14 protein-coding genes are annotated in these 16,082 nt (G+C 64.3%); 1 reads left to right on the top strand and 13 read right to left on the bottom strand.

Annotated elements, in window-relative coordinates:
• Window positions 1–2 precede the first annotated feature (2 nt).
• The 10 genes from NKJ09_RS06340 to NKJ09_RS06295 all read right to left on the bottom strand — a co-directional run bounded on the left by NKJ09_RS06340 (window position 3) and on the right by NKJ09_RS06295 (window position 11,032).
• Window positions 3–947 carry an ABC transporter permease gene (locus NKJ09_RS06340; RefSeq protein WP_352480999.1) on the bottom strand — a complete coding sequence of 315 codons (945 nt, stop codon included), beginning with the start codon at window positions 945–947 and terminating at the stop codon, window positions 3–5.
• Entirely contained in the window at window positions 944–1,999 is a 1,056-nt protein-coding gene (locus NKJ09_RS06335) for an ABC transporter permease (RefSeq protein ID WP_352494091.1), read from the bottom strand. Before NKJ09_RS06335 ends, NKJ09_RS06340 begins: the two co-directional genes overlap by 4 nt.
• A complete protein-coding gene (locus NKJ09_RS06330) occupies window positions 1,999–3,504 on the bottom strand; it encodes an ABC transporter ATP-binding protein (RefSeq protein ID WP_502901312.1) in 1,506 nt (501 codons plus the stop codon). The genes NKJ09_RS06335 and NKJ09_RS06330 overlap by 1 nt, the downstream gene beginning before the upstream one ends.
• Window positions 3,505–3,687: 183 nt before the next feature.
• Entirely contained in the window at window positions 3,688–4,719 is a 1,032-nt protein-coding gene (locus tag NKJ09_RS06325) for a BMP family protein (protein ID WP_023721351.1), read from the bottom strand.
• A 167-nt stretch (window positions 4,720–4,886) separates the two neighbouring features.
• A complete protein-coding gene (pcaF, locus tag NKJ09_RS06320; RefSeq protein WP_352494090.1) occupies window positions 4,887–6,092 on the bottom strand; it encodes a 3-oxoadipyl-CoA thiolase in 1,206 nt (401 codons plus the stop codon).
• Between the two features lie 140 nt (window positions 6,093–6,232).
• Window positions 6,233–6,994, bottom strand: coding sequence for an SDR family NAD(P)-dependent oxidoreductase (locus NKJ09_RS06315; RefSeq protein ID WP_023721353.1), 762 nt, complete (start codon window positions 6,992–6,994; stop codon window positions 6,233–6,235).
• 11 nt (window positions 6,995–7,005) lie between these two features.
• Window positions 7,006–7,818: an ABC transporter permease gene (locus tag NKJ09_RS06310; protein WP_023721354.1), complete on the bottom strand. Its 813-nt coding sequence runs from the start codon at window positions 7,816–7,818 to the stop codon at window positions 7,006–7,008.
• Entirely contained in the window at window positions 7,818–8,681 is an 864-nt protein-coding gene (locus tag NKJ09_RS06305) for an ABC transporter permease (RefSeq protein WP_352481004.1), read from the bottom strand. Before NKJ09_RS06305 ends, NKJ09_RS06310 begins: the two co-directional genes overlap by 1 nt.
• A gap of 76 nt (window positions 8,682–8,757) precedes the next feature.
• Window positions 8,758–9,921, bottom strand: coding sequence for an ABC transporter substrate-binding protein (locus NKJ09_RS06300; RefSeq protein WP_023721356.1), 1,164 nt, complete (start codon window positions 9,919–9,921; stop codon window positions 8,758–8,760).
• On the bottom strand, window positions 9,902–11,032 hold the full coding sequence (locus NKJ09_RS06295; RefSeq protein ID WP_023721357.1) for an ABC transporter ATP-binding protein: 1,131 nt from the start codon (window positions 11,030–11,032) through the stop codon (window positions 9,902–9,904). Before NKJ09_RS06295 ends, NKJ09_RS06300 begins: the two co-directional genes overlap by 20 nt.
• Window positions 11,033–11,146: 114 nt before the next feature.
• On the opposite strand from NKJ09_RS06295, the gene NKJ09_RS06290 reads away from it, so the two are divergent.
• A complete protein-coding gene (locus tag NKJ09_RS06290; protein ID WP_352481005.1) occupies window positions 11,147–11,959 on the top strand; it encodes a response regulator transcription factor in 813 nt (270 codons plus the stop codon).
• Between the two features lie 8 nt (window positions 11,960–11,967).
• Here NKJ09_RS06290 and NKJ09_RS06285 read toward each other — a convergent pair whose 3' ends face one another.
• The 3 genes from NKJ09_RS06285 to NKJ09_RS06275 all read right to left on the bottom strand — a co-directional run bounded on the left by NKJ09_RS06285 (window position 11,968) and on the right by NKJ09_RS06275 (window position 16,082).
• Window positions 11,968–14,037, bottom strand: a complete 2,070-nt coding sequence (locus NKJ09_RS06285) for a 3-hydroxyacyl-CoA dehydrogenase NAD-binding domain-containing protein (RefSeq protein WP_023721359.1) — start codon at window positions 14,035–14,037, stop codon at window positions 11,968–11,970.
• Between the two features lie 120 nt (window positions 14,038–14,157).
• Window positions 14,158–15,105 (bottom strand): ABC transporter permease, encoded by a 948-nt coding sequence (locus NKJ09_RS06280; RefSeq protein WP_023721360.1) that lies wholly within the window; start codon window positions 15,103–15,105, stop codon window positions 14,158–14,160.
• Between the two features lie 2 nt (window positions 15,106–15,107).
• The gene (locus NKJ09_RS06275; protein ID WP_352494089.1) at window positions 15,108–16,082 is read right to left on the bottom strand and encodes an ABC transporter permease; all 975 of its coding nucleotides are present in this window, start codon (window positions 16,080–16,082) and stop codon (window positions 15,108–15,110) included.

Genomic DNA, 16,082 nt, shown 5'->3' with positions numbered 1-16,082 from the left:
CGCTACCGCTCTTCGCGCCGGAACGGCTTGAGCAGTGCCGAAGGAGCCACCGCATTGCGCGACATCACCGCCATGGCGACGATGGTGAAGATGAAGGGCAGCATCAGGAACGCCTCATAAGGAATGTGGCCGAGCCCACTTGCCTGCATGCGCAATTGCAGCGCGTCGACGAAGGCGAACAGCAGTGCGGCGCCTGCCGAGCGCCATGGATCCCAGCGGCCGAAGACGACGAGTGCGATCGCCACCCAGCCACGCCCGGAAACCACGCCGAAGGTGAAAGCGTTGAATTGCGCCATCGACAGGAAGGCGCCTGCAAGCCCCATCAAGGCGCCGCCGAGGATCACCGCCTGGGAGCGCGTCGCGATGACGCTGACGCCTGCCGAATCGGCGGCGCGCGGGTTTTCACCGACCATGCGGACCGACAGGCCCCATGGCGTGCGGTAGAGCACGAAGGCGGCCAGGGGAATAGACAGCATTGCCATGTAGACCAGCGAAAACTGGTTGAACACCGCCGGCCCAAGCACCGGAATACCGGATAATATCGGGATCGGCAGCGTCTCGAACCCCTTGATGTTCGGCGGTACCGATTGCTGGCCGAAGATCAGCCTGTAGAGGAAATAGGCAAGGCCTGAACTGAACAGCGTCACGCCGATGCCGCAGACATGCTGGCTGAGGCCGAGCGCCACCGTGAACAGCGCATGCACGGCGCCCATCAGCGCGCCGGTCAGCACGGCTGCGAGCACGCCAAGCCAAAGGCTGCCGCTGAGGCTCGCCGCGGTGAAGCCGGTCATTGCCGACAACAGCATGATGCCTTCGATGCCGAGATTGAGCACGCCGGCGCGCTCGGAAAACATCTCGCCCAGCGTCGCGAAGGCAAGCGGCGTGGCGATGCGGATGATGGCGGCCAGGAAGCCGACCTGGAATATCTGCTCCAGCACCACGCTCATTTGGCTATTCCCACGCGACGGATGCGATAGGCGGTGAACAGCAGCGCCACCAGCATGGCGAGCAGCGCCGTTCCCTGGATGACATCGCTGAGGAAGGCCGGAACGCCGGTCGCCCGCGACATCGCCTCGGCGCCGGTCATGACGGCAGCAAGGAAGATCGCCGCCGGCACGATGCCGAGCGGATTGAGCCTCGCCAGCATGGCGACGACGATGCCGGAATAGCCATAGCCCGGCGAGATGTCGCTCATCACCTGGAAATGCACGCCGCCGACCTCGCCGACGCCGGCAAGGCCGGCCAGCGCGCCTGATAGCAGCGCCGTCGAAATCAGCACCCGCTCGACATTGATGCCGCCATAGCGCGCGGCTTCCGGGTTCTCGCCGGTGACCCTGATGCGGAAACCAAGCGTCGTGCGCGCGACCACGAACCAGATGACCGGTGCGGCGACCAGCGCCGCGACGACGCCGAGATGCAGTCGCGTGCCTTCGAGCAGCACTGGGAAATTCGCTGAATCCTCGATCGGCGGCGAGATCGGGTAGCCGCTGAAACTATCCTTCCATGGGCCCTCGATCAGCGCCATCAGCGCGTAGAAAATGACCGAATTGAGCAGCAGCGAGCTGACCACGTCATCGACCCTGAATTTTACCCGCAGTGTGGCAGGGATCAGGGCGACGGCCGCGCCGGCGGCGGCGCCCGCCAGCGCCATCAGCAACATGGCGAGCGGCCCCGGCATCGGGATGGCGCCGACGGCACAGCTCGCCACCGCACCGGCCAGCAATTGCCCTTCGGCGCCGATGTTCCAGAATTTGGCGCGGAAAGCGACCGCCACGGCAAGACCGGTGAAGATCATCGGCGCGGCACGCACCAGCGTTTCGGTGATGGCGTAGCTGTCGCCCAACGACGCCGAAAACATCACGCCATATGCCTCGACGACGCCGGCGCCGGCCAATGCAATGAGGCCGCTGCACAGGATCAGCGTCGCGCCGATGGCGAGCAGCGGCAGCGCCAGATTGAACCAGGCGGGCGTTGAGGTGCGGGCCTCGAGACGGAACATCAGGCCTCCGCCCCGGTCATCATCAACCCGAGTCTGGCGACGCTGGCATCGGCGCTGTTCAGCGTGCCGACGATGCGGCCCTCATACATCACGGCAATGCGGTCGCAGAGCATCAGCAACTCTTCCAGGTCCTCGCCGATAACGATAATGCCGCAGCCCTTGGCGCGCATGTCGAGGAATTTTTCGTGGATGAAGCGCGCGGCACCAATATCGAGGCCGCGTGTCGGCTGCGAAACGATCAGCACCTTTGGGTCGAAGGCGAGTTCGCGCGCCAAAAGCGCCTTCTGCAGATTGCCGCCGGACAGCGCCCCGGCGCGCGTCATCGGCCCGGGGCAACGTATATCGTAGGCCTTGATCTGCCCCTCGGCGAAGGTGCGGATCGCATCCTGTCTGAGCAGGCCGTTGCGGCTGAACGCCACCGTGCCGATGCGCGGCAGCACCATCGAATCGGCAAGCGGCAGATTGGTGACCAGCCCGGTCGTCATACGGTCTTCCGGGATGCGGCCAAGGCCGAGCGCCTGCACTGCGCTCGGCGAGAACCGCGAAACGGCTTTGCCGGCTATCGTCATGCGGCCGGCATCGGGCGCTCGCACGCCGGAGATGACCTCGGCAAGCGCCCGCTGGCCGTTGCCGGAGACGCCGGCAATGCCGAGGATCTCGCCGCCGCGTACCGACAGCGACACATCGCGCAGCGCCATGCCGGAATGATGCGATGTCGAGATACCATCGAGGGTCAGCACCGCCGGACCCGGTGTCGACGGTCCCCTGGCCGGAGGCACGATCTCGTGGCCGCACATCAGCCGCGCCATCTCCGAAGATATCGTGCTGGCCGGCGTATCGACGCGGCCGGCAACGCGCCCGTGCCTGAGCACGACGCAGCGATGCGTCAGCGCCCGCACCTCGTTGAGCTTGTGCGAGATGAAGATGATGCCGAGCCCCTGTGCCGCCATCGAGCGCAGCGCCGAAAACAGTCCGTCGACCTCGGTTGGCGCCAGCACCGCCGTCGGCTCGTCGAGGATCAGCAGCCTTGCGCCGCGAAACAATGCCTTGACGATTTCGAGCAGCTGTTGCTCGCCGACCGACAGCGCCGAAACGGGAAGGTCCGGGTCGAGCGCCAGCCCATGCTGGCGGCCGATCTCGGCGAGCCGCGCCAGCCCCCCGGCGCGGTCGATCCGGCCCGATCTGCCGGGAATGCCGATCAAGAGGTTCTCCAGCACCGAAAGTCGCGGTGCGAGATGAAAATGCTGGTGCACCATGCCGATGCCGGCGGCCAGCGCATCGGCCGAGCTGTTGATCGCCACTGGCCGGTCCTGCACCAGGATCTCGCCGGCGTCGGGCGCATAGGCGCCGAACAGCACGTTCATCAGCGTCGTCTTGCCGGCGCCGTTTTCGCCGAGCAACCCGAGGATTTCACCCGGCGCGACGCTGAGATCGACGGCCTCGTTCGCCTTGACGGCGCCGAAGCTCTTGGTGATGCCGCGCATTTCGATGAGAGGGGCGGGCAAGGGCACTCCTGGTGAGAGATGGCGCGGATACCCTTCCCCCTTGCGGGGAGGTACCGAGCGAAGCGAGGCGGGAGGGGTCGCCTCAACCGCCTCGACTTTTGACTTAAGAGACGGAGCGCGTCGCGGAGGACCCCACCCGGCCCTGCGGGCCACCCTCCCCTCAAGGGGGAGGGGCGGGCGCACTCAGTCCGAGACCGGCGTATTCTCGTCCACGTCGACTCGGAAATTGCCGTCGAGGATCTCGGCCTTCTTCCTCTCGACCAATTCCTTGACCTCGGCCGGCAGCGTCTTGTCGAATTTATGGTACGGCGCGAGGTAGGAGCCGCCCTTGGCCATGCGCGAGAAATCGCCGTAATCCTGCGCGGTGAAGACCCCGGCCTTGACCAGCTTGATCGCCTGCTCGACGGTCGGATACATGTCCCAGACCGGCCCGGTGATCACCGTGTCGGGGCCGAGGCTCGACTGGTCCGACATGTTGGAGATGGCGAGGATCTTCTTCTCCGCCGCCGCTTCGATGACGCCGAAGCGCTCGGCATAGATGACGTCGACGCCAGCGTCGATCTGGGCAACAGCCGCTTCCTTTGCCTTTGGCGGATCGAAGAACGAGCCGATGAAGGCGACCTTCTTCTTGATGTTGGGATTGACCTCCCTGGCGCCGGCAAAGAAGGCGTTGACCAGCCGGTTCACTTCCGGAATGCCCATAGCCGCGACCGCGCCGATCGTGCCCGATTTCGACATCTTTCCGGCGATCATGCCGGACAGATAGGCCGGCTCGTGAATCCAGTTGTCGAAAACGCCGAAGTTCGGCTCGGCCGGCCCGGCGCCGGAGCCGAACAGGAAGGCGGTCTTCGGGAACTGCTTGGCGGTCCTGCGGGATTCGCGCTCGGCGGCGAAGGCATCGCCCAGCACCAGCTCATAGCCGCCTTGCGCATATTCGCGCATGACACGGCTGAAATCGGCGGTCTGCACCTTCTCCGACCATTTGTACTCGATGCCGAGTTCCTTCTCGGCCTTCTGCAGGGCGACGTGGATCTGGTTGTCCCACGGCTCCTCGATCGGCGTGGCGAAGATCGCCGCCACTTTCAGCTTCTTGGTCTTAGCAAAGGCGCTGCCCGGCAGCATCGCCGCCGCAAGGCCGAGCGCGCCCAGCTCCAGCACGTTGCGTCGCGAAAGCCCTTCGCGTTTCGATTGGATTCTGCTCTTCCCGTTGTCCATTGCATGCCCCTCTGATTGGCGCCGTGTCGAGCCGGCTCTCTTCTCTGGAATATCAGCGAAGGAACTATGGAACGGTGCCCGGCTTTTGTCCACATGGTCAAATTTGAAGGGCGGAACGACGTGGGAATTCGCGCAGCCGCACCTTCAGAACGGCCGGAGTTGCTCGCTCACAATCTCTCCAGCGCCACCGCTATGCCCTGGCCGACACCGATGCACATGGTCGCGAGGCCGTAGCGGCCGCCGCGTTCGCGCAGTTCCAATGCCGCCGTGCCGGTGATGCGCGCCCCGGACATGCCGAGCGGATGGCCGAGCGCGATGGCGCCGCCATTCGGGTTGACGTGCTCCGCATCCTCGGCAATGCCGAGTTGGCGCAGCACGGCGATGCCTTGCGAGGCGAAGGCCTCGTTGAGCTCGATGACATCGAATTGTTGCGGCTCCAGGCCGAGCCGGGCGCATAGCTTCTGCGTGGCCGGCACCGGACCAATGCCCATGATGCGCGGCGCCACGCCGGCGGTGGCACCGCCGAGGATGCGGGCGATCGGCGTCAACCCGTATCTTTTCACGGCGGTTTCCGAGGCGACGATCAGCGCCGCGGCACCATCGTTAACGCCCGACGCGTTGCCGGCCGTAACCGTGCCGCCTTGCCGGAACGGCGTCGGCAATTTGGCCAGCGCCTCGATCGTGGTACCCGAGCGCGGATGTTCGTCCTTCGAGACGACGATCGGGTCACCCTTGCGCTGCGCGATCGTCACCGGCGTGATTTCCTTTGCCAGCCGGCCATTGGCTTGTGCGGCGACCGCCTTGTCCTGGCTGCGCACGGCAAACGCATCCTGGTCGGCGCGAGAGACGGCGAACTCTTCCGCCACGTTCTCGCCCGTCTCCGGCATCGAATCGACGCCGTATTGCTTCTTCATCAGTGGATTGACGAAGCGCCAGCCGATCGTGGTATCGTGAACTTCGGCATTGCGCGAAAACGCGGTCTCGGCCTTCGGCAGCACGAACGGTGCGCGCGACATCGATTCGACGCCGCCGGATATCATCAGCTCCGCCTCGCCGGCCTTGATCGCGCGCGCTGCGATGATGACGGCATCCATGCCCGAACCGCAGAGGCGATTGACGGTCGAGCCGGAAATCTCCTTCGGCAGGCCGGCCAGCAGCAGTACCATGCGCGCCACATTGCGATTGTCCTCACCGGCCTGATTGGCGCAGCCATAGACGACGTCGTCGATGGCAGCCCAGTCGATGCCGGGATTGCGCTCGACCAGCGCCCTCAGCGGGATTGCGCCGAGATCGTCGGCACGCACCGCCGACAACGAACCGCCGAAGCGGCCGATCGGCGTGCGGATATAGTCGCAGATATAGGCCTCGGCCATTATGCAGCTTCCCTTTGCGCTGACGATTTCTGCTCCCGGCCCAGCCATGTTGGCCGCATTCTCCTTGAGACGAAAGCACATCTTGCCGCCGGCCGTTAGGCCAAAGGGAATTTCAGCTCCCGCCCGCCGGGAGCTGCGGATCAGCCGATGCTTTCACCGCCGTCGATCACCAACGCCTGCCCGGTCATGAAGGACGAGCGGTCGGAAACGAGAAACAGGATCGCTTCGGCGATTTCCTGGGCGCTGGCCCAGCGCTGCATGGGGATCTTGGTGCGGACATAGTTTTCGATCGCCGCCCGCCCGCCCATCTGCGCGATAAACGGTTCGTTGAAGGGCGTGTCGACCCAGCCGGGGCACAACGCGTTGACGCGGACATTGTGCCGGGCATAGTCGAGCGACATCTGCCGGGTCATCGCCACCACGGCATGTTTTGAGGTCGCGTAGGCGATCATTTCGCGGTCGTAGAACACACCCGAATTCGAGGCGGTATTCAGGATCACCCCGCCGCCTTGCGCGATCATCGACGGCATGACCAGCCTGGCCGCGAGGAACTGCGCCCGCACATTGATCCGCCAGGAGGCATCCATGCCGTCGGCGCCGACTTCGGTCAGCGTGCCGCCGACCTGGATCCCGGCATGATTGTGCAGGATGTCGATCCGCCGATGCCGGCCCAGCGTTCCTGCGACGAGCTGCTCGACCGCCGCATCGTCGCCGACATCGGTGGCGACGGCTTCGGCCCGACCGCCGGACGCACGAATGTCGGAAGCGGTTGCTTCCCCCGCCGCCTGGTCCCTGTCGGCGATCACCACGAGCGCGCCTTCCCTGGCCATTATCATGGCGCCGGCACGCCCGATCCCCGACCCGGCGCCCGTCACCACGGCGATGCGATCTTTCAGAATCATGTTTTTGTCTTTCAGTGGGATGGTTTTCGCTGGCGCAATTGCCATTGGGCGAGCACCACGAGCAGAACGGAGGCGACGAGCACGATCGTCGCGATGGCATTGATCTCCGGCGTGACCCCGCGCCGGATCGAGGCAAAGACATAGATCGGCAATGTCGTCTGCGCGCCGGCGACGAAAAAAGCGACGATGAAATCGTCGAAGGAGAATGTGAAGGCGAGCAGGAAGCCGGCGACCACCGCCGGCATGATCTGCGGCAACACGATGCTGCGGAACGTCGTCAGCGGGGTGGCGTAAAGATCGCTCGAAGCCTCGACCAGATTGCGGTCGAGGCTGCCGAGGCGCGTGCCGACGATCATCGCCACCAGCGCCATCGAAAACAGCCCGTGCGCGGCGATGATCGAGCCATAGCCGAGCGCCAGGCGCGGTGGCTGATCGTTCGGCCACAGCGAAGCGACAAACGGGTTGACCACCCCGAATAGCTGGACCAGCGCGACCAGCGTCGAGATGCCGATGACGACGCCAGGAACGACGATCGCAGCACCCAAAAGCGCATCGAAGACGGCTCGCGTCCGCGCGCCGACACGCGCCAGGCCAAGCGCCGCCGCGGTGCCGCAGAGTGCCGCGAGCAAGGCGCTGGTCGTGGCGATTAACAGGCTGTTCTTCAGCGCTTCGACCAGGAACGGGTTCGCCAGTGCCTTGCCGTACCATTGCACCGAGAAGCCAGTGAACTCGCTGGCGTGGTGGCCGGCGTTGAACGAGAACAGCACCACCAGCGCGATCGGCAGGTAGAGAAAGGCAAAGACCGCAACGACGAAGGCACGCATCAGATCAGGTCCACCCGGCGGGCACCCGAAAGCCGTGTCGAAATGCGGTTCGCGGCAAGCAGCACGACCACGGAAACCGCTACAAGGGTTATGGCGATTGCCGATCCGAACGGCCAGTTGCGCGATTGCAGGAACAGATCGACCAGCGCGTTGCCGATGAAGAAGACCTTGCCGCCGCCGAGTAGCGTTGGGATCAGATATTCGCCGAGCAACAGGATCATGACCAGCGAGAAGCCGGTCATCACACCTGGCAGCGACAGCCGCAGCGTCACGCCGAGGAATGTCGAGATCGGCGTCGCGCCGAGATCGGCGGAGGCCTCCAGCAGCCGGCGATCGAGCCGCTCGAGGCTGACATAGATCGGCAGGATCATCAGCGGCAGATAACCATAGACGATGCCGAGCAGAACCGCTCCCGGCGTATTGATCAGCCGCACATCCTCCATCCCGACATAGGCCAGCAGAGCTGGGACGCCGCGCCCGCCAAGCACATACATCCAGGCATAAGTCCGCATCAGCAGGCTGGTCCAGAACGGGATGACGACAAGCGCAAGCAGGATCAGCCGCCACCGCTCCGGCGCGCGCAAGGCGAGGTAATAGGCGACCGGATAGGCAACGAGAAGACAGGCCAGTGCACCGGCCGGCGCCAGCACCATGGTGTTCCAGAAGGCGGTCGCCCGCGCCGGAAGATTGGCATACTGCGCCAAGGTGAAAGCGGCCTGATAGCCGCCTTCCGGCGCCCGCTCGCCGACGCTGAAAACGGCGATCGCCACGAACGGCAAAACTAAAAACACCAACAGCCATGCGGTCGCCGGACCGAGCAGCAGGGCGGTCAGGAGATTGTGACGAAGAACATTGCTGCGCATTGAAAAATCGCCCCGATGCCGGCGGACATCTGTCCGCCGGGGGAGTTGCCTGCATCGGACCTTTGGTCCGCCCGGTTCAAGCCGACTTGAAGCGTGCCATCAATTCGGCCCGGCCCGGGTCGGTCAAGGTCGCGGCTGCACCGAATTCGAGTGGCTTGAGCAGATCCGCCGCCGGATAGAGGATCGGATTTTCCAGCACCTCCTTGGGCAGCAGCGCATTGACCCGCGCATCGGTGGAAGGCGCACCGTTGGCCAGGTGCTCCCTGACCGCGACTTTCGGGTTCATCAAATAGTTGAGCAAGGCATAACCCGCAGGCTTGTTGGGCGCATCCTTGGGGATTGCGTAGAAGTCGGTCCAGATCTCGCCGCCTTCCTTGCCAAGCACGTAGGCGATTTCGGGGATGTCGCGGTGGAGCTGCGCCCCGTCATTGGTCCAGCACATCGTCATCCAGGCGTCGCCGGCACGCATCGACGGCTGGTAGTCGCTGGAGACCGCGAACAGATGCGGCTTGACCTTCAGCAGCAATTCCTCCGCCTTGGCGAGTTCGTCCGGCTTCAGCGAGTTGAACGAGAAGCCGAAATATTTCAGCGCGTTGCCGATCGTGGTCAGCTGGTAATCATGAACCATGGTCCGGCCGTCGCCCTCCGCCATCGCCGTGTCCCAGAATTCCTTCCAGCTCGTCATCGGCTTGGCCAGTTTCTTGGTGTTGACGGCAAAGCCGGTGGTGCCCCAATTCTTCGGCACAGCGTAGGTCACGCCGTCGATGGTGCCTTCCCCAGTGAAGCGCGGGTCTTCTTGCGAGCCGTCATAATTGGCAAGCTTGGCCATATCGAGCGCTTCGATGATGCCGAGCTTCTTGTAAGTCGAGATCGTGTAGTTGGTTGGAACGAAAAGGCTCCAGCCCGAGGCGCCGGCCTGCAGCTTGGCCAGCATCTCCTCGTTTGAGCCGAACACATTGACCTCGACGGCAACGCCGGTCTCGGCCTGGAAATTCTCGAACGTCGCCGGGTCGTGATAATTGGGCCAGGTGGCAATCGACATGCGGTCGCCAAGACCTTCCTGGGCGAAAGCCGGCGTCGGCATGATGCCGAGCTCGCGGGCCATCACCGCCGTTGCGATGCCCAGGCCGGTAAGGCCAAGGAACTCGCGGCGGCCGATGGAACCCCGCTTGAGGCGCATCAATTGATCGACGAACTTTTCAGGGCTTATCGGCAGTCCGTCACGATATGATTTCGACATTTTTGTTTTCCCTCTGGTTGGTTCCGTTATTCTCCGGAAACGCCAGCGGCGTTCCGGCTGCAAAGCCGATGGCAACGGGTTCACCCGGCTTGAAGAGATTTCCACCGCCAATCAGATGATCGGCCTTTGCGAGCAGCGTCCCGATGCCCTGGACCTCGATTGCATATTCCGCGGTCGAACCGAGAAAGATCCGGTTGCGGACAAGCCCGTTCAGCCGGCCGCTTCCGGGCGCGCCGAGGCTTAGCGATTCAGGGCGCAGGCTGACCGAAACGGCTTCACCCTGAGCCATCGAAGTCCGCTTGCGCGCGGCAATGACAGTGCCATCGGCAAGCGCCACCTCGACGAGCTTGCCCGAGAGCCCGACGACCTTGCCGCTCAACAGATTGGTCTTGCCGACGAAATCGGCGACAAAGAGGTCGGCGGGTTCGTCGTAGATTTCGCTCGGCTGCCCAAGCTGGACGATACGCCCGCCATTCATGACGCAGACGAAATCGCTCATCGACAGTGCTTCTTCCTGATCGTGGGTGACCAGGACGAAGGTGATGCCGATCTCGCGCTGCAGGTTCTGCAGCTCTATCTGCATGTCGGTGCGCAGCTTCTTGTCGAGCGCCGCCAGGGGCTCGTCGAGCAGCAGCACCGCCGGTTTGTTGACCAGCGCCCGCGCCAGGGCGACACGCTGCTGCTGGCCGCCGGAAAGCTCATGGATCTTGCGGCGTCCATAGCCGGCAAGCCGCACCATGGCGAGCGCCTCGCCTGCTTTCAGGCTGATCTCGCGCGACGACAGGCGCGGCCGCGCCTGGCGCAGGCCATAGGCGATGTTGTCCTCGACATCCAGATGCGGAAACAACGCATATTGCTGGAACACCATGTTGACCGGCCGCCGATAGGGCGGCGTGCCGGCCATGTCGTGGCCACGGATGAATACCGCGCCTTCGCTTGGCTGTTCGAAGCCGCCGATCATGCGCAAACAGGTTGTCTTGCCGCAGCCGGACGGCCCGAGCAAGGCGACAAAGGCAGACGGCGGGATGGCAAGATCGATGCCGCTGACCGCGATCACGCTGCCGTAGCGTTTGGTGACCCCGCGAAACTCGATGTCGGGCACTGCGGTCAAAGCTGCGGGCTCCAGCGGCTAGTTGATCTCGAAACGCTATCAGAGCCAATGGCGGCTAGTATATACCTCCCAGGTGGTATATTTTGTCTATTTTCTCGTCTGGAGGGGTATGAATTGGGCGTTTCGCGCAGCGATGAATACAGCCGGCTCGCTGCGCTCATCGCAGCGACGCGGGAGACCAGCGGCGAGCTTTTCGGCAAGGCAATGGTGGCCTGGCTCCGGCAGCATGTCAGCTTCGATCATTGCGTGATCTTCGGCTATCGCGGCGCCTTACGCCCGCCGCTGCTGTTCGAGACATTCTCGCCGGCCGACAGCCACGTCTTCGTCGCGCTCTATCAGGAAGGGCCTTATCTGCTCGATCCGTTCCACCATGCTGCGGTCGAGCGCAAGGAAGGCTTTTGGCGCATGCGCGAATTGGCGCCGGATCGCTTCTATGCCAGCGAATATTACCGCTCCTATTACAGCCAGACCAGACTTGCGGAGGAGGTCGGCTTTTTTGTGCCGCTGCCGGGAAAGGACGCACTGGTGCTCTCGCTGATGCGATTGCGCGCTTCGGGACCTTTCGGAACCGCCGATGCGAGGTTGCTGCGCGACATGGCGCCTGCGGTGATCAATCTCATCAGGCTGCGCTGGCATGATCTTCCGGCCGACAAACCGGCAGAGACGAAGCAGGACGAAACGATTGCTCCAGTCAGCGAGTTCGAACGTGCTCACATCTGGAAGAGCCTTTCGCTCACGCCGCGCGAACAGCATGTCGTCGACCTGGTGCTTCAGGGCCATTCCACGGAATCAATCGCCAGGGCGATGCGCATCGTGCCGGGAACCGTAAAAGTCCATCGCCGTAACATCTACCGCAAGCTCAAGATCAAATCGCAGGCGGGCCTATTCGCGCGTTTTGTCGAGATCATGGATGCACGGATTCGGTAGTCCCAAGTTCAGCCGGCAGCGCCGTCCCAGGAACCGGTTTCGGCCATTTGCCTGAGCAGAGGTGCCGCCCGGAAGACGTCCTCGCCGGTCTGCTGGTGCCAGTGATCCAACCGCCGGATGATCTTGTCCACGCCTTCGCGGCTTGCCCAGAACATCGGCCCGCCCTTGCCGACCGGGAAGCCATAGCCGTTGACCCAGACGACGTCGATATCGGACGCGCGGGCGGCAATCTGTTCCTCGAGGATTTTGGCGCCCTCGTTGATCATCGGATAGAGCGTGCGCTCGATGATCTCCTCGGCGCCGATTGCCCGCGGTGCAATGCCGCGTTCAGCAGCCTTGTTGTGGATGAGCGCTTCGACCTCCGGATCGGGCAGCGGCGTGCGCGAACCGTTCTCATAGCGATAGAAGCCGCTGCCGGTCTTCTGGCCGAAATGGCCCTGTTCGCACAACGTGTCGGCGATGTCAGCCGTCTGGCCACGCGCCTTGCGGTTGCGCCAGCCTATGTCGAGGCCGGCGAGATCGCTCATCTGGAACGGCCCCATCGGCCAGCCGAAATCGGTGAACACCTGGTCGACCTGGCGCGGCATTGCACCCTCGAGCAGAAGCGCCTCCAGTTCCGCACCCCGCGCCGCCAGCATGCGGTTGCCGACGAAGCCGTGGCAGACGCCGACGACGACCGGCACCTTGCCGATCCGCCGCGCCAGATCGACGATGGTCGTCAGCACGTCCGGCGAGGTCTTGTCGGCGCGGACGATTTCCAGAAGCTTCATGACGTTAGCCGGCGAAAAGAAATGCATGCCAAGGAGATCTTGCGGCCGCGACGTCGAAGCGGCGATCTCGTTGACGTCGAGATAAGAGGTGTTGGTGGCAAGGATCGCGCCCGGTTTGGCCACCGCATCGAGCCTGCCGAATACCTCCTTCTTGACCGCCATTTCCTCGAACACAGCCTCGACGATCAGGTCGCAATCGGCGAGGTCTGCATAGTCGGTGCTGCCCCTGAACAAAGCCAGCCGCTGGCGCTTGGCGTCTTCGCTCAGCGACCCGCGGGTGACGGAAACGGCATAGTTCTTGTCGATCGTCGCCAGCCCGCGTTGCAATGCTTCCTGCGTTGTTTCCAGCAAGGTCACGGGAAGACCGCCATTGGCGAACGCCATGGCGATGCCGCCGCCCATCGTGCCGGCGCCGATGACGCCGACCCGGGCGATCTTGCGCCTGACGACATCCTTGCCGGCAAGCTTTGCCGCCTCACGTTCAGCGAAGAACAAATGCCGCTGCGCGCGTGATTGGTCGCCGGCGACAAGCTTGACGAACAGGTCGCGTTCGGCCGCCAGCGCTTCGTCGAAGGGCAGCGTGAGGGCGTTGCGGACCGACTGCGCACAGGCTATCGGCGCCTCGAGACCGCGCGCTTTGCCCGCAAGCGTTGCCGCCTCCTTGTCGAAGGCCGGCAAGTCGGCCTGGTCGAGGCGATCGTTGCGGTCGCGCACCGGCGTGAACGGACCGCCTTTCGCGGCCGTTTCGCTGGCGAAACTCACCGCTTGCGCGGTCAGGTCGCCATCGAAGACGGCATCCACCAGACCGGCGGCGCGCGCCTCGGCCGCATTGATCGGCGTTCCCGAAACGATCATGCTGAGTGCCTTCAGCGGACCAACCAAGCGCGGCAGGCGAACCGTGCCGCCGCCGCCCGGCAGCAGGCCGAGCTTGACTTCCGGCAGGCCGAGCCTTGCCGCTCGGTCGGCAACACGGAAATGGCAGCCGAGCGCCAGTTCCAGGCCGCCGCCGAGCGCAGTGCCGTGAATGGCGGCGACCGTCGGCTTGGCGATGGTTTCCAGCACGGCGACAATGGCGCGCAATTCCGGCTGCTGCGCCGGTCTGCCGAATTCGGTGATGTCGGCGCCGGCGACGAAGGTCCGCCCGGCGCAGGCTATCACGATTGCTCCCACCGACGGCTCGTCCCGCAGGGAAACGAGCGCCCGCATCAACGGCTCGCGCACATGGAAGCTCAGCGCGTTGACCGGCGGATTGTCGATGGTCACCAGCGCGACGTTGCCGTGCCTTGTAGTGCTGACGAAATCGGGCACGCAAACCTCATACAATGATGTTGGCCAGGAGCCCGACGGGATTTACAGCGCTGGCATGCGGATGGGAACCACATGTTTGCGGGCCGGATCGATATCCTCTCGCCGCCGGGTGGCCTTGCCTTAGCGCAGCGCCTTCTGCCCGCCGGCCGCGGTGATGACGCCGACGATGATCAGCCCGGTCAGCACCAGGCGCACGCCGACGCTTACGCCGAACGTGTTGAGCATGGTCAACAGCAGCACGAGGAACAGCGCCGCGCCCCAGACCCCCGGCACATTGGCCTTGCCGCCGGCTACCGACGTGCCACCGATGACGACGACCGCGATCGACGCCAGCAGATACTCATTGCCGATATCGACATTGGCGCCGCGGAAATAACCGGCGAGCAGTGCACCGTCGAGGCCGCCGAGCGCGCCCGACAGCGTGTAGGTGAGGAAGCGGGTGCGGCCGACATTGACGCCTGCCAGCCAGGCGGCGCGGATGTTCTGGCCGATCGCCAGCACCGAGCGTCCGTAGATCATGCGCTGCAAAACGATGCCGGCGCCGATGGTGAACAGCACGGTCAGGATCGCCAGCACCGGGATGCCGAACACCTGCCAGTTGGTGAAATCGGCAAAGCCCGGCGGCGGCTTGATCTGCAAGCCGCGCCCATAGCTGATGTCGACCGACTGGATGACGAAGCTGGCCGACAGCGTCGCGATGATCGGCGGAATGCGCAGCGCCCATATCAGAAGGTAGTTGACGGCACCGATCGCCATGCCGCAGGCAAGCGCGGCCAGCAGCCCGACCGCGATCATCGCATCATTGCCGTCCATGACCTTCATGGCGACAGCACTGGCAAGGCCGATATTGGCCGGCAGCGACAGGTCGACATTGCCCGGCCCGAGCGTGATGACGAACATCTGGCCGACGCCGACGATGACGGTGAAGACGGCAAGCGACAGCGCCGCCGTGATCATCCCGCCTCCGCCATAGCCGCCGGTGAAGGCGATCGTCGCCAGCCACACCAGCAGCGCCCCGAAGAACGACCAGATCCAGGGTCTGGCGAGCAGTGTCCGCAGCGAGACCATGCTCACCTCTCCCTGCGGCTGATCAGCACCCGGGCCGCCAGCACGATGATCAGGATGGCGCCATTGGCGGCAACCTGCCAGTCGGGCGGAATGTGCATGAACGTCAGCAGTGGCGATGCGGCCAGCGCCAGCGTCAACGCGCCGATGACGGCGCCGATCGGCGACACCCGGCCGCCGACGAACTCGCCGCCGCCGAGGATGACGCCGGCGATCGAAAGCAACGTGTAGCCATTGCCGATATTGGCATCGGCCGAGGTGGTGATGCCGATCAGCGCCATGCCGGACAAAACGCCGAACAGGCCGGTCAGCGCAAACAGCGCGATTTTGGTACGGAGCAGCGACCAGCCGGCGCGCTTGAGTGCGGCTGAATTGCCGCCCGATCCACGCAGGATGACACCATAGGAGGTGCGCATCAGGCCAAAGTGGACGACCGCCGCGATCAGCAATGCCGCGATGATCGGGAACGGAATGACGGGTGGCTTGAAGGCCATCAGCGCCAGCAGCCAGTCCGGCGCCTTGCCGCCGGGCTTTGGCAGGATCAGGATGGCCAGGCCCTGCCAGACGAAGCTCATGCCGAGCGTCACCACGATCGAGGGCAGGTTGCGCAGATGGATCAGCGCGCCGAGCAGCGCGTAGACACCGATCGACCCGAGCAGGATGACGACGCCGAGCAACGGCGCGTCCTTCAGCCATGTCGCCGTGACGCAGCCGACGAAGCCGACAAAGGTGCCGATTGACAAATCGAGCTCGTTGCCGGCGATGACGAACATCTGCGCGATCGTCGCCAGCGCGATCGGGATCGCCAGATTGAGCATCAGGCTGAAGCCGAAATAGCTGATGGCGCGCGGGTTGAGCCAGGCGATAGCGATGAGCACCAGCGCCAACGACAGTGCCGGCAGCAGGCTGCGCAGCATGCGCGCCCGCCTCGTGGCGCGAGCCGACGATTTTAGCCCATTCTCGATGGATGCCGCCGTCAT

It is taken from the genome of Mesorhizobium sp. M0189 (genome assembly GCF_040322135.1).
Classification (GTDB): Bacteria; Pseudomonadota; Alphaproteobacteria; order Rhizobiales; family Rhizobiaceae; genus Mesorhizobium.
The sequence above is the reverse complement of the archived record's forward strand: the minus strand, read 5'-3'. Positions and strand labels throughout refer to the sequence as shown.